General features: G+C 69.0%; 23 protein-coding genes. 6 read left to right on the forward strand and 17 right to left on the reverse strand.

What is annotated here, in order from left to right:
• Positions 1 to 18 precede the first annotated feature (18 nt).
• From SK095_RS03445 to SK095_RS03465, 5 genes are read right to left on the reverse strand one after another with little or no spacing between them, the layout of a single operon-like run.
• Positions 19 to 1,116, reverse strand: a complete 1,098-nt coding sequence (locus SK095_RS03445) for a nitronate monooxygenase (protein ID WP_320547871.1) — start codon at positions 1,114 to 1,116, stop codon at positions 19 to 21.
• Positions 1,113 to 2,036 carry an enoyl-CoA hydratase gene (locus SK095_RS03450; RefSeq protein ID WP_320547872.1) on the reverse strand — a complete coding sequence of 308 codons (924 nt, stop codon included), beginning with the start codon at positions 2,034 to 2,036 and terminating at the stop codon, positions 1,113 to 1,115. The genes SK095_RS03445 and SK095_RS03450 overlap by 4 nt, the downstream gene beginning before the upstream one ends.
• Before the next feature lie 10 nt (positions 2,037 to 2,046).
• Positions 2,047 to 2,853: a CoA-transferase subunit beta gene (locus SK095_RS03455; protein ID WP_136490773.1), complete on the reverse strand. Its 807-nt coding sequence runs from the start codon at positions 2,851 to 2,853 to the stop codon at positions 2,047 to 2,049.
• A 12-nt stretch (positions 2,854 to 2,865) separates the two neighbouring features.
• Positions 2,866 to 3,744 carry a CoA transferase subunit A gene (locus SK095_RS03460; protein WP_136490774.1) on the reverse strand — a complete coding sequence of 293 codons (879 nt, stop codon included), beginning with the start codon at positions 3,742 to 3,744 and terminating at the stop codon, positions 2,866 to 2,868.
• An 11-nt stretch (positions 3,745 to 3,755) separates the two neighbouring features.
• Entirely contained in the window at positions 3,756 to 4,646 is an 891-nt protein-coding gene (locus SK095_RS03465; RefSeq protein WP_320547873.1) for a VOC family protein, read from the reverse strand.
• 197 nt (positions 4,647 to 4,843) lie between these two features.
• Between SK095_RS03465 and SK095_RS03470 the strand changes: the two genes are divergently transcribed.
• From SK095_RS03470 to SK095_RS03490, 5 genes are all read left to right on the forward strand, one after another.
• Complete coding sequence (locus SK095_RS03470; protein ID WP_320547874.1) at positions 4,844 to 6,004, forward strand: acyl-CoA dehydrogenase family protein; 1,161 nt, start codon at positions 4,844 to 4,846, stop codon at positions 6,002 to 6,004.
• Entirely contained in the window at positions 6,001 to 7,179 is a 1,179-nt protein-coding gene (locus tag SK095_RS03475; RefSeq protein ID WP_320547875.1) for an acyl-CoA dehydrogenase family protein, read from the forward strand. Before SK095_RS03470 ends, SK095_RS03475 begins: the two co-directional genes overlap by 4 nt.
• A 204-nt stretch (positions 7,180 to 7,383) precedes the next feature.
• The gene (locus tag SK095_RS03480; RefSeq protein ID WP_320548864.1) at positions 7,384 to 8,334 is read left to right on the forward strand and encodes an AraC family transcriptional regulator; all 951 of its coding nucleotides are present in this window, start codon (positions 7,384 to 7,386) and stop codon (positions 8,332 to 8,334) included.
• Positions 8,335 to 8,497: 163 nt separating this feature from the next.
• Positions 8,498 to 9,268, forward strand: a complete 771-nt coding sequence (locus SK095_RS03485) for a class II aldolase/adducin family protein (protein ID WP_320547876.1) — start codon at positions 8,498 to 8,500, stop codon at positions 9,266 to 9,268.
• Between the two features lie 20 nt (positions 9,269 to 9,288).
• Positions 9,289 to 10,215: a TauD/TfdA family dioxygenase gene (locus SK095_RS03490; RefSeq protein WP_320547877.1), complete on the forward strand. Its 927-nt coding sequence runs from the start codon at positions 9,289 to 9,291 to the stop codon at positions 10,213 to 10,215.
• Between the two features lie 119 nt (positions 10,216 to 10,334).
• Here the strand turns inward: SK095_RS03490 and SK095_RS03495 are convergent, their stop codons facing one another.
• The 4 genes from SK095_RS03495 to SK095_RS03510 all read right to left on the reverse strand — a co-directional run bounded on the left by SK095_RS03495 (position 10,335) and on the right by SK095_RS03510 (position 12,801).
• Positions 10,335 to 10,649, reverse strand: a complete 315-nt coding sequence (locus SK095_RS03495) for a helix-turn-helix domain-containing protein (protein WP_090941492.1) — start codon at positions 10,647 to 10,649, stop codon at positions 10,335 to 10,337.
• On the reverse strand, positions 10,646 to 10,990 hold the full coding sequence (locus SK095_RS03500; protein WP_201487018.1) for a toxin: 345 nt from the start codon (positions 10,988 to 10,990) through the stop codon (positions 10,646 to 10,648). Before SK095_RS03500 ends, SK095_RS03495 begins: the two co-directional genes overlap by 4 nt.
• A gap of 104 nt (positions 10,991 to 11,094) precedes the next feature.
• Positions 11,095 to 12,150, reverse strand: a complete 1,056-nt coding sequence (locus SK095_RS03505; protein WP_201486820.1) for a metal-dependent hydrolase — start codon at positions 12,148 to 12,150, stop codon at positions 11,095 to 11,097.
• Between the two features lie 3 nt (positions 12,151 to 12,153).
• Positions 12,154 to 12,801 carry a TetR/AcrR family transcriptional regulator gene (locus SK095_RS03510; RefSeq protein ID WP_201486818.1) on the reverse strand — a complete coding sequence of 216 codons (648 nt, stop codon included), beginning with the start codon at positions 12,799 to 12,801 and terminating at the stop codon, positions 12,154 to 12,156.
• Positions 12,802 to 13,016: 215 nt separating this feature from the next.
• Between SK095_RS03510 and SK095_RS03515 the strand changes: the two genes are divergently transcribed.
• Entirely contained in the window at positions 13,017 to 13,496 is a 480-nt protein-coding gene (locus SK095_RS03515) for a SixA phosphatase family protein (RefSeq protein WP_201486817.1), read from the forward strand.
• A 59-nt stretch (positions 13,497 to 13,555) separates the two neighbouring features.
• On the opposite strand, the gene SK095_RS03520 is transcribed toward SK095_RS03515, so the two are convergent.
• From SK095_RS03520 to SK095_RS03555, 8 genes are all read right to left on the reverse strand, one after another.
• Positions 13,556 to 13,975, reverse strand: a complete 420-nt coding sequence (locus SK095_RS03520) for a hypothetical protein (protein ID WP_201486816.1) — start codon at positions 13,973 to 13,975, stop codon at positions 13,556 to 13,558.
• A 39-nt stretch (positions 13,976 to 14,014) separates the two neighbouring features.
• Entirely contained in the window at positions 14,015 to 14,410 is a 396-nt protein-coding gene (locus SK095_RS03525; protein WP_201486815.1) for a DUF6306 domain-containing protein, read from the reverse strand.
• Positions 14,411 to 14,635: 225 nt separating this feature from the next.
• Entirely contained in the window at positions 14,636 to 15,574 is a 939-nt protein-coding gene (locus SK095_RS03530; RefSeq protein ID WP_320547878.1) for an OB-fold domain-containing protein, read from the reverse strand.
• Between the two features lie 5 nt (positions 15,575 to 15,579).
• Positions 15,580 to 16,791: a thiolase family protein gene (locus SK095_RS03535; RefSeq protein ID WP_320547879.1), complete on the reverse strand. Its 1,212-nt coding sequence runs from the start codon at positions 16,789 to 16,791 to the stop codon at positions 15,580 to 15,582.
• 220 nt (positions 16,792 to 17,011) lie between these two features.
• Positions 17,012 to 18,607, reverse strand: a complete 1,596-nt coding sequence (locus SK095_RS03540) for a DUF1302 domain-containing protein (RefSeq protein ID WP_320547880.1) — start codon at positions 18,605 to 18,607, stop codon at positions 17,012 to 17,014.
• A 70-nt stretch (positions 18,608 to 18,677) separates the two neighbouring features.
• Positions 18,678 to 19,763: an MBL fold metallo-hydrolase gene (locus SK095_RS03545; RefSeq protein ID WP_320547881.1), complete on the reverse strand. Its 1,086-nt coding sequence runs from the start codon at positions 19,761 to 19,763 to the stop codon at positions 18,678 to 18,680.
• Positions 19,756 to 21,615, reverse strand: coding sequence for a long-chain-acyl-CoA synthetase (locus SK095_RS03550; RefSeq protein ID WP_320547882.1), 1,860 nt, complete (start codon positions 21,613 to 21,615; stop codon positions 19,756 to 19,758). The genes SK095_RS03545 and SK095_RS03550 overlap by 8 nt, the downstream gene beginning before the upstream one ends.
• Positions 21,616 to 21,651: 36 nt before the next feature.
• On the reverse strand, positions 21,652 to 22,725 hold the full coding sequence (locus SK095_RS03555) for an alkene reductase (RefSeq protein ID WP_136489543.1): 1,074 nt from the start codon (positions 22,723 to 22,725) through the stop codon (positions 21,652 to 21,654).
• Between the last annotated feature and the right edge of the window lie 8 nt (positions 22,726 to 22,733).

The following is a 22,733-nucleotide window of genomic DNA, read 5'->3' on the forward strand; positions in this document are numbered from 1 at the left end:
TGGTAGGCATGGCGGGGTTCAGGAGATGGCCGGCGCGGTCTTCGCCGCGGCCTGGCGGGCGCAGAGCGCGGCCAGGCAGCGCTCGGCCTCGGCGACCATCTCGTCGATCAGTTGCTGGCAGCTCTTCAGCTCGCCGATGGCGGCGGCCACCTGGCCGCTGGGCAGGATGCCCTCGTCGGGGTAACCGTCGACCATCGAGCGCTGCAGCAGCACCGGCTGGTTGGCGGCCATCACCGTCTGCGACACCGCGCCCGGGTCTTCCTTGAGCGCCTGGCGCAGCACGCCGAGCATGTGGCCGAAGCTCATGCCGGTCTGCTGCTTCCACTGCCAGGCGCTGCCCAAGGCGATGCGCAGGCGGCCGAACGGCCCGGCGCCTTCCAGGCGGTTGATGAACGGGTTGTCGATCATCCGGTGGCGCATGCCGTCCACCGCCAGGGTGACGCGGATGCGCTGCGGGTCGTTGACCTTGAGGTAGCGCTCCAGGGTCGCCTTGGGGGTGGGCGAATCGCTGGTCATCAGGAAACGCGTGCCCATGGCGATGCCCGCGGCGCCGGCGGCCAGCGCCGAGGCCAGACCGCGCCCGGTGGAGTAGCCGCCGGCGGCGATCACCGGCACCTTGACCGCATCCAGCACCTGCGGCAGCAGGATGGTGGTCGGCACGCCGCCGGTGTGGCCGCCGCCCTCGCCGCCCTGGATGGTGATCAGGTCGGCGCCCAGCTCCACGGCCTTCTGCGCGTGCTTGAGCGCGCCGACGGTGGGGATACACAGCACGCCGGCGGCCTTGAAGCGGGCGATGGTCTGCTTGTCCGGACCGCGGCCGTAGCTGACCGCGCGCAGGCGGTACTGGATCGCCAGATCCACGCACTGGGCGGCGTTTTCCTGGAACATGTGGAAGTTGAGGCCGAAGTTGCTGCCGCCGGTGGCCTTGATCACCTTCTGGATCTCGCCTTCCAGCGCGGCGGCGGGGATGGTCGCCCCGGCGAGGAAGCCGAAGCCCCCGGCGCGGGTGGTGGCGATCACCAGGTTGGCGTCGGCCACCCAGCCCATCGCGGTCTGCACGATGGGGTAGCGGCAGCCGAGCGCCTCGGTCAGCGGGGTCTGCAGCAGGGCACTCATGCGCTCTCCCCTTCGCTGGCCGCGGCCTGCTTGTTGGCCTTGGCCATGGCCTTGGCGTCATAGCCGCCCAGCTTGTCGCCGGACAACAGCTCGTTGTGCACGTGGGCGAAGTGGTGCCAGGCGAACACCGCGTCCATCGCGGTGCGCTTGCCGGACAGGTCCTCGACGTGGTTGATCGCCTGCTTGGTCAGCGCCAGGCCCATGCGCGGCTGGGCGGCGACCTTCGCCGCCAGCGCATAGGTGGTCGCCTGCAGCTCGTCACGCGGCACCACGCGGTTGACCATGCCCACCTCGTAGGCGCGGCTGGCCGGCATGCGGTCGCCGCACATGAGGAATTCCTTGGCGATGCGCGGGTTCATCTCGTAGGGATGGGCGAAGTACTCCACCCCCGGAATGCCCATGCGCACCACCGGGTCCTGGAAGAAGGCGTCGTCGCTGGCCACGATCAGGTCGCAGACCCAGGCCAGCATCAGACCGCCGGCGATGCAGGCGCCCTGGACCATGGCGATGGTCGGCTTGGGCAGCTCGCGCCAGCGCCGGCACATGCCGAGGTAGACCTCCTGCTCGCGGGCGTACAGGTACTCGCCACCCGGCTTGTTGGTGTGGTCCCACCACAGCTGAGCGCGCTCGAACGTCTTGTTGATGTCGCGTCCCGGCGTGCCGATGTCGTGGCCGGCGGAGAAGTGCTTACCGGCGCCGCACAGCACGATGACCTTGACCGCGTCGTCGTCCACGGCGCGGCGCAGGGCCGCGTCGAGGGCGTAGGTCATCTGCGAGTTCTGCGCGTTGTTGAACGCCGGACGGTTCATGGTCAGGGTGGCGACGCCGTCGGCCACCGTGTAGATCACCGGCTGCTCGGTCTCGTAGACCGAGGCGTCGGCGCGGGTGACGAATTCGCTGTCGCTGCTCGGGACGCTCATGGTCGATTCCTCAGGCCTGGGTGGCGGCACGGATGCCGGGCGGATTGCCCTTGAGGGCGGAGGCACGCAGGTCGTGCGGGTCGAGGCGGCGGATGATCGCCAACTGCTCGGCGGTCGGATGCGCGGTCTCGCCCATGCCGTCGGCCTTGAGCAGCGGGAAGCCGGTGTTGTCCTGCACCTCCTCGAAGCTCACCCCCGGATGCAGCGAGCGCACGCGCACCGCGCGCTCCGGCCCTTCGAAGTCCATCACGCACAGGTCGCTGACCACGCGGCGGATGTCCATCAGGTCTCGGCGCGAACCCTCCAGCCAGCGCTCGGGCTTGAAGCCGACGCCGGATACCATGTCCACCTCGCCGGCAACGAACACCCGCTTGTTGTGGCTGGGCACGAAGAACGAGTTGATGTGGTTGATGCTGTTGCCCGGCAGGCCGCGCACGCCGAGCATGGCGATCTTCGGCTGGCGGTAGTCGCCGACCACCGACAGGTTGGTCTGGCCCCAGCGGTCGACCTGGGTCGGGCCGATCATCGCGTGGCGGCGGCCGCCCCACACGCACTCGAACACCCGCTCGAAGCTCATGCAGCCGGAGTACTTGGGCACGTAGTCGCCGCGCGGGCCGAGCGGGATCGGCTCCTCGACGAGGAACGCCTCGCTGTCGGTCATCAGCAGTTCCGGGCTGTGGGTGAGCTTGGCCAGGCTGGCGCCCAGGCGCGGGATCACGCCCAGGCCCGAGGCCAGCACTTCGCCGTTGCCGCGCCAGGCTTCCGAGGCGGCGACGATCAGCAGTTCGGCCAGGGTGAAATCACGGGTATCGGTCATCGCTCGTTCTCCTCAGAACACCGGCAGGGGCAGCTTGCCCAGGCGCTCGGCGCCGCCGTTCTTTTCCTGGTAGGCCGTCTCGCCCGGCGTCACGAACTCGTCGACGTAGGCCTGCCAGCCGCCATCTTCCGCCGCACTGGCGACGTAGCGCTTGAAATGGCTCATGTCCCAGCCGTAGTCGGACGGGCAGGAGGTCGGGTGGGCGCCGAACGGGGCGTGCACCACGCCGGTCACCAGGTAGCGCTCGAAGGTGTTGTTGCGCGCTTCCTGAGCGGTCAGCGCGAAGCGCTCGTGCAGGCGCTCGCAGGACACGAAGCATTGCTTGGCGGCGCGGGCGAACAGGTGGTCGAAGTACGGGTCCGGGCCGGTCACCAGGGTGTTGCCCAGGCGGTCGGCGTCGTTGACGTGCAGGAAGGCCACGTCGAGATTCAGCGCCGGCATGGCCAGCAGCACCTCGCCGTCGGCGTAGGGCGAGGCGATGGTCTTCAGCTCGGGGTTGTGGGTCAGCACGTCGGTGGCCAGGCCGCAGCGGGTCGGCAGGAACGGCAGGCGCATGCCGGCGGCGCGCAGGCCCCACTCGAACATGCCCTCGTCCAGCTCCATCAGTTCGGTGAGCTGGCCGGCCTCGCGGCACTTGCGGAACCACGGCTCCAGCGGGATGGCGTCGAGGGTGGCGAAGCCGAAGATCAGTTTCTTGACCTTGCCGGCGGCGCAGAGCATGCCGACCTCCGGACCGCCGTAGGCGACCACGGTGAGGTCCTTGACGTCCGAGCGGAGGATCTCGCGGACGATGGCCATCGGCTTGCGCCGCGGGCCCCAGCCGCCGAAGCCGACGGTCATGCCGTCGCGCAGTTGGGCGACCGCATCGGCCGCCGTCAGTTGTTTGTTCATTGCTGTACTCCTTATTGCCGGCCGGCGGAGAAGTCGTGGCCCCAGATGCTCACGCGAGTGAACTCGAAGGCGCTGTGTTCGGCCCAGTCGAGCTGCAGGCCGCCGTAGCCGTATTCCAGGTCGAAGCCCGAGGGGGTCTTCATGTAGAAACTGGTCATGCGGTCATTGAGGTGCTGGCCGAGGGTCGCCGACAGCGGCACGCCGTGGGCCTGCATGCGGTCGTGGGCGCGGCCCACCTCGGTCATCGAGTCGACCTCGACCATCACGTGCACGCAGCCGCTCGGCACCGGGTACTCGGCCAGCGCCAGGCTGTGGTGGCGGGCGTTGGCGCAGTGCAGGAAGTGGATGCGGGTCGCCGGGGCGCTCGGGTCCGGGCGAAAGTTGAAGATGTCGGAGACCTCGAAGCCGAGCACCTCGGTGGCGAAGGCCAGGGTGGCGTCGAAGTTCGGCGCCGGCAGCACGGTGTGGCCGAGGCCCATGTCGCCGGTGACGAAGCGCGGTACGCCCTGCGGCGAGACGAACGGCAGGCAATCGGAGCGATGGCCCCAGCTCAGCTCGTGGCGGTTGCCCGCCGGATCGACGACGATGGCCAGCGCCTGCACGCCGCGCTGCTCGACCTCCTCGGCGCTGCCGACCTGCCACTCGACGCCCTTGGCCTCGAGGTGCGCGAGTGCATTGCGGAAGGCCTTCTCCCCGGCCAGCTCCCAGCCCGAGGCTAGGTAGCGCGGCGAATCGCCCTCGACCACCAGCATGCGGAACGGACGCTCGTCCATCTTCACGTACAGAGCGCCGCCCGGCGCGGGGCTGGTCGGCATGCCCAGCACGTCCTCGGCGTAGCACTGCCAGTCGCCGAGATTGCCGACCTGGGCAACGAAGTAACTCAGTCCACGGATGTCGATCATGCCCCTGCTCCTGAAAGATCGTTTCATGACTTGGGACGATTCTGCGCAGGCCGCACCAGCGGCTCATCGTCCGTTGAGACTAAGCGGCGCAGCCCCTGATGCGCCCGGCTGGCGCGGCTCCTAGTCCGTTTCGGGGATTCCCGTCCCCCGCTCCCCTCGCACACTCGAGTCCTGCTAATGGGCCAGAGGAGCCGGTAATGGACTTCGCGCTGAGTGACGAACAATTGATGATCCAGGAGAGCGCGGCGGGCTTTCTCGCCGCGGCCTCCGATTCGGCGGCGGTGCGCGCCGCCATGGCCAGCCCGCAGGGCTTCGATGGCGAGCTGTGGCGACAGATCGCCGAGGAGCTGTGCTGGCCGGGGCTGATGATTCCCGAGCAGTACGGCGGCGTCGGCCTGGGCTTCGTCGAGCAGGCGATCCTGCTCGAACAGATGGGCCGCCACCTGCTCTGCTCGCCGTTCTTCGCCAGCGCCTGCCTGGCCACCCCGGCGCTGCTGCTGGGCGACAACGAAGCGCTGCGCGCGCGCTGGCTGCCCGAACTGGCCGCCGGCAGCCTGACCGCCACCCTCGCCTACCGCGAGAGCCGCGACGGCTGGCACGCCACCGAGCAGCCGCGGGCCAGCCGCGACGGCGACGGCTGGCGCCTCGACGGTATATATGAAGCTGTGCTCGACGGCGCCAGCGCCGGGCTGCTGGTAGTCACGGCCCGCGACGACGCCGGCGCGCTGCGCCTGTTCGCGGTACCCACCGAGCAGGCCGGCATCCAGCGCCAGGCGCTGCCGACCCTCGACCAGACCCGCCGCCGCGCGCGCATCGAGCTGAACGGCGTGACGGTCGCCGCCGAGCAGTGCCTGCATGGCGACAACGAAGGCGAAGCCCTGCTCGACAAGGTCCTGCAGGTCGCCGCCATCGCCCTGGCCTGCGAGCAGACCGGCGCCGCCCAGCGCACCCTCGACCTGACCCTCGCCTACATCGGCGAGCGCAAGCAGTTCGGCCGCACCATCGCCAGCTTCCAGGCCATCAAGCACCGCTGCGCCGACCTGATGCTGGCCATCGAGTGCGCCCGCTCGGCCAGCTACTACGCCGCCTGCGTGGCGCGTGAGGCGCTGGTAGAAGACGGCGACGCTCACCTGGCCGGCCAGTTGGCCGAGGCCTGTGCCATCGCCCAGAGCCAGGCCAGCGAGACCTTCATGCACTGCGCAGCGGAGTCGATCCAGCTGCACGGCGGCGTCGGCTTCACCTGGGAGTACGACCCGCATCTCTACTTCAAGCGCGCCCGCGCCAGCGAGCAACTGCTCGGCACCCCGAGCTGGCACCGCGAGCGCCTGGCCACCCTGATTCTGGAGACCCGCCCATGAAAATCGGATTCGGCATCGAGGACGAAGCCTTCCGCCAGGAAGTCGCCCACTGGCTGGAACAGCACCTGCAAGGCGAGTTCGAGCAGCTGCGCTTTCGCGGCGGCCCCGGCGACGAACACATGTTCCCTGAGGAGCGCAAGGCCTGGGAGCGCGAGATGGCCAAGGGCGACTGGATCGGCCTGGGCTGGCCGCGCGAGTGCGGCGGGCGCGGCCTGTCGATCAGCCAGCAGGTGATCTTCCACGAGGAGTACGCCCGCGCCGGCGGCCCGGGCCGCATGGGCCACATCGGCGAAGGCCTGGCCGGGCCGACCATCGCCGCCTTCGGCACTGAGGAGCAGAAGCGCCGCTTCCTGCCCGGCATCCTCGAAGGCCGCGAGTTCTGGTGCCAGGGCTACTCCGAGCCGGGCGCCGGCTCCGATCTGGCCGGGGTGAAGACCCGTGCCCGCCTGGAGGGCGATCGCTGGCTGATCAACGGCCAGAAGGTGTGGACCTCGCTGGCCCACGAGTCGGACTGGTGCTTCGTGATCGCCCGCACCGAACCGGGCAGCGTCGGCCACAAGGGCCTGTCGTTCTTCCTGGTGCCGATGCACCAGGCCAACATCCGCGTGCAGCCAATCCAGCAGATCACCGGCACCAGCGAGTTCAACGAGGTGTTCTTCGACGACGCCGAGACGGCGGCGGACAACATCGTCGGCGCGCCCGGCGAGGGCTGGAAGATCGCCATGGCCCTGCTCGGCTTCGAGCGCGGCGTCTCCACCCTCGGCCAGCAGATGCTGTTCCAGAACGAGCTGGACGAGGTCATCCGCATTGCCCGCGCCAACGGCGCCGCCGCCGACCCCGTGCTGCGCCAGCGCCTCGCCCGCGCCTGGGCCGGCCTGCGCACCCTGCGCTACAACTCGCTGCGCATGCTCTCCGGCCCGCAGGACGGCAGCCTGCGCCCCGAGGCGATGAGCTACAAGCTGGCCTGGTCCACCTGGCACGTCGAACTGGGCAAGCTGGCCATGGACGTGCTCGGCCCGCAGGCGGAGATCCTCGACGGCGAGCCCTACGCGCTGTCGCGCCTGCAGTCGCTGTTCCTGTTCACCCGCTCGGACACCATCTACGGCGGCAGCAACGAGATCCAGCGCAACATCATCGCCGAACGGGCGCTGGGGATGCCGCGCGAGCCGCGCTGAGCGTGACGGGCGACCGGGGCCCTGCCCCGCTGCCCCGGGTGATCGCAAATCCACTGTAGGGGCGAACTCATTCGCCAAACGCCTCGCCAAGGCGAATGAATTCCCCCCTACAGGCCGGATGGCCCCGAAGCCACCAGGAGGCCCCCTATCAACACCGACTCCCGCTACGTCGTCTGGCTGCTCGACTTCCTGCACAGCCAGGGCATCGACAGCGCGCAACTGGCGCGCCGGCACCGGCTGGACCCCGCGCGCCTGCTGGACGCCGATGCCGTGGTCAGCACCGAGCAGCACCGCGCGCTGCTGCTCGATGCGCTGCAGCTGAGCGGCAACGGCGGTTTGGGCCTGCAACTGGGCATCCAGCGCTCGCTGGCCACCCTCGACCAGCTCGGCTACCTGATGATGAGCAGCCGCACGCTGCGCGAGGCGAGCCACGCTGGCCTGCGTTACCAGAACTATCCGGGGCGCTTTTCCGGGCGCTCGATCGTCACCGCGTTCAGCGAGATCGAGGGCCAGGGCTGCTACCAGATCCACGTCAAGGACGACCTCGGCCCGCTGCGCCTGCTCGCCGTGGAGGATGTGCTGGGCAGTATCGTCGCCAGCTGCCGCTGGGTGCTGGGCCGCCCCCTGCCGATCACCCGCCTGCGCTGCGACTTCCCCGCACCGCCCCATGCCGAGCAGTACCACACGGTGTTCGCCTGCCCGATCCAGTTCGACGCGCCGGCAACCCAGCTGTTCTTCGACGCCGCCGTGCTCGACCAGCCGCTGCCGCACGCCAGCCCGCAGAGCGCCGCGCTGTACGCCCGCCTGTGCGAGCGGCGCAGCATCGAACTCAGCCGGGGCGACGTGGCCGCACGGCTCTCGCAGATGATCGCCGAGCATATCGCCGAGCCACCGGACCTGGCCGCCGCCGCCGATGCCCTGCACTGCAGCCCGCGCACCCTCAGCCGCAAGCTGCTCGCCCAGGGCTGGCAGTACCAGCAGTTGGTCGACCAGGTGCGCGAGATCCACGCCCGCCGCGCGCTCAGCGACCCGACCCAGAGCATCACCCGCATCGCCCAGCAGCTCGGCTACGCCGACAACTCGGGCTTCTTCCGCGCCTTCAAGAAATGGACCGGGCTGTCGCCCAGCGCCTTCCGCGAGCAGCTGTTCGGCTGAACGCCGAGCCTCTGCCCTGCCCCTCCCCCGCGTCGCACCTCCCCTCCCGCCAACATGGCCGGATCGGCCATCGATCTGTCCGCATCGGCAATGCCCGCACCGGCCCGCAGCTCTAGCATCGAACCCATAACAAGACCCGCCAAAACAACACCGGAGCACCGCCATGCTGAGAACCGAAGGCCTCAATGCCCCCATGTTCGAGAAGTTCGCCCCCAACCCCGGCGCGCGTCCGCTGCTGCCCGAGCTGAGTGCCAAGGCGCAGGTCGCGCTGATGTGCCGGATGCTCAGGCGCGAGGGCTGGGACGACCACATCGCCGGGCACATCACCGTGCGCCAGCCGGATGGCACTGTGCTGACCAATCCCTGGGAGCTGGCCTGGGACGAGTTGCGCGCCAGCGACATCATCACCCTCGACCGCCACGGCAAGATCCTCGACAGCGACTGGAACGTCACCCCCGCCCTCGGCCTGCACCTGCAACTGCACGAACTGCGTCCCGACGCCAACGTGGTGATCCACAACCACGCCAGATGGAGCGGCATCTGGGCCGACCTGCAGCAGGTGCCGCCGGTCTACGACCAGTCCGGCGCCTACTGCGGCGTCGAGCTGCCGCTGTACGACGACTATGCCGGCACCTTCGAGAAGCAGCAGACCAGCCTGTCCGCCGCCGAGGCGCTGGGCGACGCCAAGTGGGCGCTGCTGGCCAACCACGGCTCGCTGGTGGTCGGCCGCGACCTGCGCCAGGCCCACCTGCGGGTGGTCACCCTGGAATGGCGCTGCCGCCGCGCCTACGAGGTCAAGCTGGCCGGCGGCGGTCGTCCGCTGGCCGACGCGGTGGTCGAGCGCCTGGCGATGGCCGACGCCAACGGCTTCCCCTTCCTCTGGGAAGCCATGGCCCGCCGCGAACTGCGCAACGATCCGTCCGTCCTCGAATAACGACAATAAGGAGCACAACCATGAGCCTCATCGTCACCCCCCTGAACAACGTCGGCGTCGAAGTCTCCGGCTTCGACATCAACGGCCCCTACAGCGAGGAACTGCAGGCCGAGCTGAAGGCGCTGTGGTACGAACACGCCATCCTGCTGTTCCGCGACCAGCAGATCACCCCGGAAAGCCAGATCCGCTTCAGCCGCCTGTTCGGCAAGCTCGAGATGCACCCGCTCAAGGTCACCACCTCGGCCCAGTATCCGGAACTCTTCGTGCTGGAGAACAACGGCGCCAAGGACAGGTTCGCCACCGCCTTCTACCAGGGCGAGGAAATCGTCGGCAGGCTCGACTGGCACATCGACCTGCACTACACCGGCCGCCCCAACCACGGCGCCGTGCTGACCGCCGTGGAGGTCGCCCGCGAAGACGGCATGACCGGCTTTGGCGACCTGGCCAAGGCCTTCGATGCCCTCGACGCCGAGACCAAGGCGCTGCTGGAGAAGCTCGAGGTGGCCTACTCGTTCAGCATGCAGCGCCGCCACATGCGCTACGTCGACCTGGACGGCTACGTGCCCGGCCCCGGCCTGCCGAAGAAACCTTCGGACATCGGCTTCCCGGACTTCGCCGATGCGGTCTACCCGGCGGTGCTCACCCACCCGGTCAGCGGCCGCAAGATACTCGGCGTGGTCGAGCAGTTCCTCGACCGCATCATCACCCCGCAGCGCTTCGGCCTGTGCAACGACGAGGCCATCGAACTGCTCGAACGCCTGGTGGCGCATATCCGCAAGCCGGAATTCCACTACTTCCACCAGTGGCGCCAGGGCGACATGGTCCTCTGGGACAACTGGCGCGCCATGCACTGCGCCACCGGCACCAAGCCGGGCGTGCGCCGGGTGATCAACCGCACCACCATCGAGGGCGATCGGATGCTGGGGCGGGTGTTGAGTGGGGAATAAGTGGCTGCGGCTTGCTTGATGGCTGAGACCGGGGCTGCGATGAGCGTCCCGGTTGTTTCTCACCCCGCCCTCCGCCTGATCCGACTTGAATGGACACGCCCTGGACGTGGCTCTTCAGGTCAGATCGCAGCCAGCCTTTCCGCCATGTCGGGGTACTGCTCGACCAGCTTGATCAGCACGGCAGCCTGGGCATTCGGCTTGGCCTTGTCCTGCTCCCATTTGCGCAGGGTGCCGGTGCTGATGCGGAAGCGCCGGGCGAATACCTGCTGGGACATGTGCATTTTCTGCCGCAGGGCGACGATCTCGCTCGCGGTTACCTCCGGGGCCGGCTTTGCCTCGACCTCGTACTGGCGCAGGGTGATCTTGCCCTCACGGTGCGCCGCCATTTCCTCGACGCCCTGCATCAACTCGGCAAACAGATCTCGCTTTTTCACTTGGCACCTCGTTTTTTCAGCTCTGCGGTGATGGCCTGCCTGAGCAGCTTTTCCTGCTCGGCAGTCAGGTTCTCCAGCTCGTCCTTGTCGTAGATGGCGAACATCCAGAACTGGCCATCGCCGAGCAGCCAGTAGTAGATGACGCGCAGACCACCGCGCTTTCCCTTCCCTCTTCGCCCGTCGGCCCAGCGCAGCTTGCGGAATCCGCCCGTGCGCGGCATGACGTCGCCGGCCTCGGGATTCTTCAGCATATCCCTCTGGAGCTGCCGATACTCGTCGTCGGTCAGGTAGTCGCCAACCGTGGCGGTGAAGCTCGTGGTTTCGATAAAGAGGGCTTTCATGGCTGAAGTGTAAGCAAATTGCTCATACTTGAGCAACCAAGCCTGAATACCGTGGCGCGGCCAGACCTCCTGGCGGGGTGTGAGTCCGGCCCCGGGAGGCTTGCTCAATCCGCGGACTCCAGACCCTGCCGCGAATCGACCGAGAAGTAGCGCAGCCGATACAGCCGCCAGGGCTGGGTTTCACTGCCGCGGCAGAAGCCGTAGCGAAAGGTATCGGGCAGGGTCGGCAGGTCGTAGCGCAGGTCGGTGAACCAGATGCAGGCTTCGCCGCCGCGGTCGATCCGCGACAGAGCCGGAAAGATCGCGAAGCGTCGATAGAGGGCGAAGCGGGGATCGAGCCAGCGCGCCTGCACCTGCGGCTGCAGGGTTGAGTCCTCGCCGTAGCGATGGCGCCGCTGCCAGACCAGTTGCTCTGGCGGCCGGTAGGCCCGAGCCAGCTCACCCAGTGGGCCCGGGATCGGCAGCGCTGCGGGGCCAGCGGCGAGCTGCAGATGGGCCAGGTGATAACGGTCGCCATCGACCACGAGCAGTTTCCAGTTGAAGGGCGAGAGTGGCTGGGACAGCGCCGCCACCCGCACCGGCGCGATGCCATTGGCCTGCGCCCACTGGTGTGCGATGTCGCTGGCCCGCTGTTGCTGCAGCGTCTGGGCGCCCGCATAGAGTGCCAGTAGCGCGAGGCCCGCGAGGGCGGGCCAGGGTCTGCGCAACCTCAGGCTGGCGACCAGCGCGCCCAGGGCGATCAGCAGGAAAACCGGGTCCACCAGGAACAGGCTGCCGATCCAGAAGCGCTGCTGGCTTAGCGGATACAAGAGCGCGGTGCCGTAGGCGGTCATCAGGTCGAGCCCGATGTGCGAGGCAAGCCCGACGGCGGCGAACACACAGGCGGCCAGGAACGCCGCCTTGCGCCGGCCCGCCAGCGCGAACGCGCCGCCGATCAGCGCGGCCCACAGTGGCAGCAGGATGAGCGAATGCGTCGGGCCCTGGTGCCACTCGGCGAGAAAGCGCAGCGGATCGACGAGGAAGCCGATGAAGTCGATATCGGGGAAGACCGCCGAGCTGACGCAGATCGCCAGGCATTGCCGTGGCGACAGCACAGTGCAGCGCGCCGAGGTGGCTTGCGCCAGCGTAGCGCCCAGCAGCGCGTGGGCGAGCGCGTCCATCGCTCAGCCGCCGCTATCGGTCCCGCTGCCGCTGTTGCTGGCCGGTGCTGCGCCGAGCCAGCCGGCCAGCCACTCGGCCCGGGCGAGCAGCCGGTTGAGCAGGCTGCGGCTGCGGCTGGCGCCAGGGCTGTCGTCGCGCAGCCAGCAGGCGAAGGTGCTCAGGTAGATGGCGGTGAGCGCCGCTTCCTCGCACTCGCGCCGCCAGCCGGTGGCGGGCAGCAGGGCCGCCTCGCGGATCCACTGCACCGTGCGGCTGACGCGCAGCGCGCCCTGCACCTGGAGATGCACATGCTCGGGCTGCAGCTTGTAGCGCAGCATCTCGGCGGCCAGCTGGCGGTGCGGGGCCAGCGCGTCCAACCAGCTGAGGATCGCGCGCTGCAGGCGTTCGCGTGGGCTGAGGAACTGCCAGCCCGGCGTGTCCGCCGCGGCCAGCAAGGCGGCGTCGGCATGCCCGAACCAGGCTTCGGCGATCGCATCCTTGCCGGAGAAGTGCCGGGCGATGTCGGCCAGGCCGATATCCAATCGCGCCGCGAGGTCGTGGAGATGAAACCCGTCCCAGCCACGCTCGGTGCCGAGGGTCAGCGCGGTGTCGATGATCCGGCATCTGAGCTCGGCCTGGCCGAGGTCGCCGGGGGCAGCCATTTCGCTCATCGGGTTGTCTCCGCCAAAGGGTGCTGTTCGGTCTCCCGGAAGCGTAGATGCACCGTCGCCCGGCGGTGCGCCGCCCAGCGGAATGCCGCCCGATCCGCGTTGGCGCAGTACGCATCGCCGACGACCATGGACGCATCATCGCGCCCGCGTGCATCTGTTTGTAAGCAGCGCCGGCTAGCCTGAGGCTCAAGCCCCAGCGCCAAGAGGTGCGCACCATGAAGACACTGTTCCTCGTCCGCCACGGCCAGTCGAGCTGGGACGACGTCAGGCTGGCCGACAGCGAGCGCCCGCTGACCGACAAGGGCAAGAACGATGCGGTGAAGATGGGCAAGCGCCTGGCCGAGTCCGAACTGGCCGTCGACGCGATCGTTGCCAGCCCGGCGAAGCGGGCGCTGGCGACGGCGGAGGCCATCGCCCGGAAGCTCGACTTCAAGCGCAAGGACATCGTGCAGGACGGGCGGCTCTACAGCGGCGGTGTGGATGACCTGCTGGAACTGATCCGCGAGCAGGGTGGCGAGCACAAGCGGCTGATGCTGGTCGGCCACAATCCGGCGCTGTCAGAGCTGCTGCTGCACCTGGCGGACAAGGACGTCAACCTGCCGACCTGCGCCGTGGCCGTGCTTCGGTTCGATGGCAGGTCGTGGGCGAAGATCGGCCGGAAAAGGCTCGAGAAGGTGGCGATCAAGTATTCGTGATGGGCGGAGTGGAGAGCCCCTCTCCTGCGGCCTGCGCCACTCAGGGCTCTCCTGCCGGTTCAGCAGCGCCTGTCGGCAGCCCCCGTCGGGGCGGCGCACAATCCGGACGGGGCCTGTCCCGAGTCGCTGCGTGCATAGAGCCGCCCGCCGCGATGGTCGACCTGCTCGCCGATGGCGAACTGTCGATTGGGCGAGCGCACCACGCGGGTTTCGCCGTCGGCGCCGCGCACGGTGTAGGCGTTCTCGCTGAGGCCGGTGCCTTCCTGCACGCCCCAGCCGGCCAGCCAGCCGACACCGGCACCGACCAGGGCGCCCAGCGGCCCGCCGGCAGCGCCGCCGACCATCACGCCGGTCAGCGTGCCAACCGACTTGCCGGCGGTGTTGTCATGGGCAGGCGACAGTACTTCGTCGGCCTGCACGCCTCCTGCGATGAGCAGGCAGGCGCTCAACGCGAGAGAAACGGTGATCGAAGGTTTCATCTTGGGGTCTCCTCAAACTGGTACAGCGCGTACATCCAGTCAGGCTGGCGTGGCCGCACTGTTCTCTTCGTGAATACGCAGCACCGTTGCCAGCTCCGTGCGCACCAAGGGGTCCGCGCAGTCGGGCAGCGCCTCCTGCAGCTTGCGGATCACCCAGCGCTGGCCGCGGTCGATGAACGCCAGGCGTTCATGCAGATCGGCGATGGCCATCGCCCTGGCGTGGAACTCGCCGGTCTGCCGGTTCGGCTCCAGGCCCAGGTGCTGCATGCAGGCCAGCAGGCGTCGGCAGCTTTCCCCCTCGCCGGCCAGGATCTGCTCCAGCAGCGGCCGCAGCTCCGGATCCTGGCACTCCCGCAGGCTCGCCGAAGCCACCTGGACGCCGGCACGTTCGGCACTGAGCAGGGTTTGCAGCAATTCATCGAGCGGCAGGGACATGGTTCGAACTCCTGTAGTGCGGGATCTCCAGCGGATTCCCGGGCGGGGTGGACGGTTCCAGTGTCACGCCTGGCGATGCATTTGGATAACGAATATTGCTGCACCTTCGGATCATTTTTTTTGCACCAAAGGCCGTGTGGAGTCCCCTCTTCCAGGGCCGCCGGAAACAAAAAGACCGCCCGACGCATGCGCCTCGGGCGGCCAAAGGGTGACACTCTCAGCAAATCACATGTACAGCACGACCAGATCGTTGATCACCGCCGGGCGCTCGCTGCCGACCACGTGGATGTTCAGTTCCAGGGTCAGCTGGGTGCCGCGCTTGCCGATCTCCACGGCCTTGACCCGGCCGCGGGCGTGGATGCGCGAGCCGGCCGGCACCGGGCTGGGGAAGCGCAGGCGGTCGGAGCCGTAGTTGACCATGTTGGTGAAGCCGACGATCTCGTGGTCGAACGGCACCTTGAGGCGCGACATCAGCACCTGGACCAGCGCACCGTGGGCGATGGTGCCGCCGAACGGGCCCTGCTTGCGGGCGCGTTCCGGGTCGGTGTGGATCCAGTAGTCGTCGCCGGACAGCTTGGCGAATTCGTCGATCAGCGCCTGATCGACGACGATCTGGTTGCTCCACGCGGTGAACTGCTCGCTGACCAGCGCGTGCAGGGCCTCGGCGTCGTCGACGCGGATCTGCCGGCGCGGTGCCTGCTCCTCGACCTGCTCGACCGCCTCGGGCTCGTCGAAGCGGCGCGGGGCCACGTCCTTGTCGACGCCGGTGAAGCGCAGCAGGGTTCTGCCTTCGGCATCGACGGTGTCGAACACCGGCTTGAGGCGCATGCCGACCTTGATCTCGTCCTCAGCGAGGCCGACCAGGGTGGTGTTGATCCGCACGCCCTCGTCCAGCTCGACCACGGCGAGCTTCTGCGGCGCCTCGTCGGCGAAGTCCGGCAGGGTCGGGATGCGCGCCACGGTGAAGCTGTACAGCGTGCCGCTGCCGGAAACCTCCTGCCACTTCAGATCGTGGGAGTAGCAGCGGTCGCAGTGGCGGCGCGGGTAGAAGATCCAGTGGCCGCAGGCCTGGCACTGCGGGATGGTCAGGCGCTGCTCCTTGAGGCCTGCCCAGAACGGCGCCGAGATTTCCGTCGGCACGGGCATCGGTTTGTTGGTCGACATCTCGCTCATGCTCCCTGGAGAATCAGTGCGCCCTGCTCGCTCATCACGCCGCCGGTACCGGAGACGTAGACGTTGTCGCAGCGGGCAAGCTGGCGGTCGCCGGCGCGGCCGGCGATCTGGTGGAAGGCCTCGATGACCTGCGACATGCCGCCGGCCGAGCCGGCCTGGCCGAAGCTGAGCTGGCCGCCGTGGGTGTTCATCGGGAAGTCGCCGCGCCAGGTCAGGTCGTGCTCGCGGACGAAGCGCATGCCCTCGCCCTTGGGCGCGAAGCCGGCGTCCTCGAGGGTCAGCAGCACGGTGATGGTGTAGCAGTCGTAGATCTGCGCCGCGTGCATGTCGGAGGGCCTCAGGCCGGCCATGGCGAAAGCGCGATCCGAGGCCGGGCCGACCGGGGTGCGGGTCATGTCGTCGGCGTAGGACGGCGACTTGAACTCCAGGTGCTCGCCGAAGCCGGTGACCACCGCGCCGCGGTTGCGCGCGCGGGCGGCGACTTCCTTGGAGGCGACGATCAGCGCAGCGCCGCCGGCGACCGGCATGACGATCTCCAGCACGTGCAGCGGGTCGGCGACCTTCTTGCTGGCCAGCACCTGCTCGGTGGTCAGCGGCTGGCCGTAGAACATGGCGTCGGGGTTGAACTGGGCGTTGAAGCGCTGCTGCACGGCGATCTTGGCCATCGCCTCGGCGTCGTAGCCGTACTGCGCGGCATAGCGCTGGGCGATCATCGCGTAGCCGGTGTTCTGGCCCATGTGCCCGTAGGGCAGGTCGAACTCGGCCTCGGGCGCGCCGAAGGCGGTGCTGTGGCCACCGAAGCGCATGGCGCGGGCCATCCAGCTCGGGTCCTCGTCGGGGCCGAACGGCGCCATGCGCGCCGGCAGCACGCAGAGCACCGCCTGGCACAGGCCCAGCTCGATGGCGGCGGCGGCGCGCCAGACCATGCCGACCGAAGTGCAGCCGCCGAGGTCGACCACTTCGGCAAAGTTAAGCTTCATGCCCAGGTATTCGGCAGCCATCGCCGGGACGAACACCGAGGCCTCGTGGAACTGCGGGCCGTTGATCACCAGGCCATCGAGATCCTCGGCGCGCAGGCCGGCGTCGGCCAGGGCACGCGCGGCCAGGTCGGCCACCTGTTCCAGGTGGAACATGCGTGGCGCGGTGGCGTACTTCTCCGGTTTGTACTGGGCCGCCCCGACGATGGCGGCGTTGCCTTTGAGTCCCATGGTTGTCTCCACTGGCGCAGGGGCTTCGTTGACGGGTGACTGTGATCACTATGCCGCAGTCGCACCCCGCGCTGATCGTTTAAATCGACTAGACCGGACCATCCTGTAGGGGCGAATTCATTCGCCTTTTCGGGGCATTCTGGCGAATGAATTCGCCCATACGGTTCGCAAGCCAGTCATGCAATTGCCCGGGCAGCACGCGCTGCCCGGCACAGCCTGTTCAGAACGAGTACTTGGCGGACAGGGTGGCGTAGTCCCGGTCGGCCAGCTGACGCTTGATCGGGTCGGCCTCGCCGAGGAAGGCGTTGTAGGCCAGCGCCACCTCCAGATTGCCCATGTACTTGAAGGTGGTGCCGACGGTCATGCGGCGGTCGCCCTGGGCGCCGGAAATGGTGCCGGACATCGGCGTGGCGCCTTCCACGACGTGGGAGAAGCGCACCGGCACGTCCAGATCCCAGCCGGTGAACACGCCCGGGTAGTTGAACACGCCTACCAGCGAGTAGGCGGTGGCGGTCTTGCTCTTCCACGCCGAGGCGGTCTTGAAGGTGTAGTCGTCGGCGCCGTTGAGCGCGTCGACGTCGTCGACCCGCACGTGCACCACCTCGCCCATGAAGGTGGTCTGGCTGGCCCACGGGCGGTCGCCGAGGATGCGCATGAACGACAGCTGCATCTGCTGACCCTTGCCCTTGGTCGCCTGCGGGCCCCCGGCGGTGAGTACGTTCACCGGAGCGCCGTCGCGGTACGACCATTCGCCGCCGACCTGGGTGTCGCCGATCTTGGTGGAGAAGCTCAGGCCGGTGAGGTGGATGTCCTCGAAGTAGTTGACCTCGTAGCCCAGCGGACCGGCCGGCGGGAAGCTAATGGAAACCCCTGACGGGTTGCGGTCGTGGTAGTTGATGCGGAACAGCGACAGCTCGAGGTCGGCGGTCGGCCGGTAGCGCATCTGCAGGCCCCACTGGCCGCTGTCGCGCGGCTCGTTGGTGTTCAGGTAGGGGATCGACAGCGCACCGGCGCGCAGCAGCTCGCGGCCGGGACCGGTGACGTCGCTGGTGGACATGTAGCTGCCCGCCGGCGCCAGTTCGTTGCCACTCCACTCGTACTGAACGTAGGCGCCGAGGCTGAAAGACTCGTTGAGGCTCCACTGGCCGGACACCTGGCCGATCGGCAGCAGCACTTCCTTGGCCTCGATGCCCGGCAGCGAGGCCTTGACCACGTCGACCGGCGACTGGGCGCCGGACACGCCCGGGAAGATCAGACTCTCGCCCCAGGACACCACATGCCTGCCGGCCTTGACGTCGATGCTCTGCCCGCCTTCGGTGCGCCAGCCGCTGAACAGGTAGGCGTCGAGGATGCGGCTGCGCCCACCGCTGTAGCGCTTGGCGTCACTGGTGAACTCGTCGTGGGCGCCGAACTTGTTGACCCGGCCCGGGGCGTCGTTGTCGTTGGACTGGTGGTAGACGTCGTCGTAGAAGGTACTGGCGCGCAGCACCGCGCCGTAGTCGTCCTTGCGCAGGATCAGCTCGGCCAGCGCACCGACGCGGTTGGTGACCAGGCTGCCCTTGTCGAAGTTGCGGTTGCCGTCGTCCATGTTGGTGGTCAGCGGGCCGTCGATCAGCGCGCTGTCGGGCGACTCGGTACGCATGCCGATGCCGTAGTTGGCGGTGATGGTCCAGTCGAGGGTGGCGCCGTTGTCGAACTCGATGGTCTCCCCGGCATGGGCGGCGCCGCTGGCCATGGCGATCGCGGCGGCCAGCCCCATGAGCGGGAAGCTCTGGGCAACCAGGGTGGTGCAACGTGGATTTTTCTTATTGTGCATGCTGCTTCTCTCCTAATGAAGGCCAACCGGCCGCGTCGAGTTTCCAGACTTCGCTCGTCCGAACTCGTCGTCAAAAAGGACTAGAGAGTTCGCCGGTCGTCTCTTCGGGCCGGACACAGCGGTAGCGGTGCACGCCCGCCTGCTCCTCGCGCAGCAGCAGCCCTTCGCCGATCAGGTAGTTGGCGTGGGCCAGGGTCTCGCCGATGGCCATCAGCTCGTCGAAGCGGCTCTTCAGCCGCGGGAACAGCTCGACCATCAGCTCGGCTGCCGTGCACGGCTGCGCGCAGCGCTCCAGCACCTGATCGAGGTGGCGGCGGTGGTGCTCGCGCAACTGCCCGAGACGCGTGTGCAGGCCGTGGAACGGCCGCTCGTGGGCCGGCAGCACCAGCACGCGGTCGGGCAGTTCGCCGAGACGCTCGATCGACTCCAGCCAGTCGCGCAGCGGGTCGCCATCCGGCTCGTCGACCGCGACGCCGACCGTGGGGGTGATGCGCGGCAGCACCTGGTCGCCGGAGATCAGCAGGCCGTCCTCGGCGCAGTACAGGCAGGCGTGCTCGGGCGAGTGGCCGCGGCCGACCACCACCTGCCAGCGCCGCCCGCCGATGGCCAGCGCGCTGCCCTCCTTGAGGCGGCGGAAGGCGGCCGGCGGCGTCGGCCGGAAGTGCTCCTGGCGGATCATGGGCAGGAAGGCCGCCGAATCCTCTTCGCTCAGCCCGGCCAGCCGGTAGAACTGGTGGAAGGCCCAGTCCGGCTCGTCGCTGCGTGGCGGCGCGACGTGGATCGCCTGGTACTCGGCGTGGGTCATGTACACCGGGCAGCGGAAGCGCTCGGCCAGCCAGCCGAGCAGGCCGCTGTGGTCGTAGTGGAAATGGGTGCAGATCAGCGCCTGCAGCGGCCGGCCCTCCAGCACGCCGGCCAGCACCTGCTCCCACACCGCGCGGCTCTGCTCGGTGCACAGGCCGCTGTCCACCGCCACCCAGCCGTCGCCGTGGCGCAGCAGGTAGAGGTTGATGTGGTCGAGGCCGAACGGCAGCGGCATGCGCAGCCACAGCACGCCGGGCGCCACCTCCAGGGTCTGCCCGTTGGCCGGCGGCGCCACCCAGGGGAAGCGCAGGCCGGCCTTCAGCTCGTGCCCATTGTGGTCGAGGTCAGCCATGGGCGGCACCGAACGGCGCCAGGCCGATGGCGGCCAGCGCTTCGGCCGAGTACGGCCGGTAGGTGCCGGCTGCGTCGTCGCGCACGTACAGCGGGTCTTCGAAGGCGTCCGGGGCGTAGCCCTGGCGCTGCAGGTCGACCTTGCGCAGCTTGAAGGTGCTGGTCAGGTCGGCGGCCGGCGACACGCGCACGAACACCGGGGCGGCGTAGCGCGGCAGGCGCGCCTCGGTCAGTGCGTAGAAGCTGTCCGGGTCGAATGCGTGGCCGTCCTGCATCAGCACCGCGGCCATGCCGGCGCGCCCCTCCTGACCCGGCACCTGCACGCCGTAGATGTTGATCAGTTCGAGACCCGGATAGTCGGCCAGGGCGTCGGCCACCTCCATGGTCGAGACGTTCTCGCTCTTCCAGCGGAAGGTATCGCCGATGCGGTCGACGAAGTAGAAGTAGCCGTCCTCGTCGTAGCGCAGCAGGTCGCCCGAGCTCCAGTAGGAATCGCCCGTCTCGAACACGTCGCGGAGGATCTTCTTCTCGGTGGCCTCGGCCGAGGTGTAGCCCTCGAAGCGGCCGCCGCCGATGTCCGGGTGGTTGACGATGTAGCCGATCGCCTCGCCCACCTCGCCCGGCTGGCACAGCAGGTAGAAGCCGTTGGCGTCGCGCGGGTGCGACTCGCTTTCCACGTCGAAGCGCACCAGGCGGAAGTTGGTCTTCTCCCAGTAGGGCACGCGGCCGCAGGAGCCGATGCGGTTGTCGACGTTGATCAGGTTGGTGTTGGCCTCGGTCGAACCCCAGCCCTCGAAGACCTGCACCGGGCCGAAACGCTCGATCCAGCGCTGCCAGGATTCCGGCGACAGGCCGGCGCCGAGCATGGCGCGCAGGCTGTGCTCGCGGTCGCGCTCGTCTTCCGGCAGGTTGAGCAGGTAGCGGCAGATCTCGCCGATGTACTGCAGGACGGTGATGCCGTTACGACGCACGTCGTTCCAGAACTCGCGCACGCTGAAGCGCCGGCGCACCACGATGGCGGCGCCGGCCTTGAGCGCGGTGGAGGTCACCGAGGTGGCCGCCGCGCCGTGATAGAGCGGCAGGCAGCAGTAGAAAACGTCGGCCGGGGTGGCCTCGAGGGTCTCCACCATCACGTCGCCCGAGCTCATCCAGCGCATGTGGCTGTAGCGCGCCGCCTTGGGCAGGCCGGTGGTGCCGGAGGTGAAGATCAAGAGGCTCGGCGTCTCGGCGGTGATGCCTTCGCGCAGTTCGCGCGGCGGCGCCTGGCGCGACGCGGCAGCCACCTCGGTGGCGAAGCCGGCGTCGGCCAGCGCGCGCAGCTCGGCAGAGGCCGGCTTCTCGGCGTCCGGCACCAGCCACAGCGGCACCTGCGGCAGGTTCTCGGTGGCGGCGAAGTTGGCCAGGCACTCCTCGCCGGCCAGCACGGCGCGCGCGCCGGTGCTTTCCAGCGCGTGGGCCAGCGGCTTGCCGCTGACGTGGGTGTTGAGCGGCGCCACCACCACGCCGAGCTTGACCAGGCCGAACCAGGCGAAGAAGAACTCCGGGCGGTTCTCCAGGGCCAGCGCGCACACGTCGCCGGCCTTGAGACCGCGGGCCAGGGCGGCGTGCGCCACCTGGTTGGCGCGCGCGTCCACCTCGGCGTAGCTGTAGCGCTCGCCGCCGTAGATCAGCATGGTCTGTGTGGCCAGGCACTGTGCCTGCTGCTCGAGGCGGTCGGCGATGGTGTAGAGGTCGCGCGGCTTGACCAGCGCGCTGGCCGCGGCGCGGCGGTCGAGCCGCGCCTGGGTGACCTCGCGGGGCACCGGGGCGGCGTCCAGCGCGGCCACGGTCTGCGCATCAATGCGATCGTTCATGTCGTTCCCCTTGAATGGGCTGGCGGGTCGCCGCGCTCACTGCGCCGGCACCGGCCAGCGCGGGTAGTCGAGGTAGCCGCGCGGCCCTGCGGTGTACAGCGAGCCGCGGTCGAAGCCGGCCAGCGGTGCGTTGACGCGCAGGCGCTCTGCCAGGTCCGGGTTGCCGATGTAGTGACGGGCGAAGGACACCGCCTCGCCCTGCCCGGCCTCGATGGCCTGGCGCGCGCTGTGGCCGTCGAAGCCGTCGTTGAGGATCAGCGCGCCCGGGAAATGCGCGCGGGCCAGGGCGAAGGCGTCCAGCCCGGCGACCGGCGAACGCATCACGTGCAGGTAGGCCAGGCCCAGCGGGGCGATGGCGTCGAGCAGCGCCGCCGCGGTGGCGGCCGGATCGCTGTCCACGCTGTCGTTGTAGGGGTTGCCGGGGCAGATGCGCAGGCCGACCCGGCCCGGGCCGATGGCCTCGGCCATGGCGGCGAGCACCTCGGCGGGGAAGCGCACGCGGTTTTCCACGCTGCCGCCGTACTGGTCGGTGCGCTGGTTGCTGCCTTCGGCCATGAACTGCATCGGCAGGTAGCCGCTGGTGCAGTGCAGCTCGACGCCGTCGAAGCCGGCGGCGCGGGCATTGCGCGCGGCCTGGGCGAACTCGGCGATCACCTCCTGGACCTCGGCGGTGCTCAGCTCCACGGGCTCGTCGGTGTCGACCATGCCGGCAACGTCGCTGAACAGCTGGGTGCGCGCGCGCAGCGCCGAGGGCGCCACGGTCGGCGCGCCGGCCGGCTTGTTGTGGTGGCTGGCGACCCGGCCGACGTGCATCAGCTGCAGGACGATGCGCCCGCCGGCGGCGTGCACCGCCTGGGTGACGCCGCGCCAGGCGGCGATCTGCGCGGCGCTGTAGATGCCCGGGGTGCGGCAGTAGCCGAGACCGGCGGCCGAGGGTGCGGTGCCCTCGGCGACGATCAGGCCGGCGCTGGCGCGCTGGGCGTAGTACTCGACCATGTCGAGGGTCGGCATGCCGTCGGCGGCGGCGCGGCTGCGCGTCATCGGCGCCATCACCACGCGGTTGGCCAGTTCGATGTCGCCGAGGCGAACGGGTTGGAACAGCGGATTCATGGTGGCCT

The sequence above is a fragment of the Pseudomonas sp. AN-1 genome (assembly GCF_034057115.1).
GTDB lineage: Bacteria > Pseudomonadota > Gammaproteobacteria > Pseudomonadales > Pseudomonadaceae > Geopseudomonas.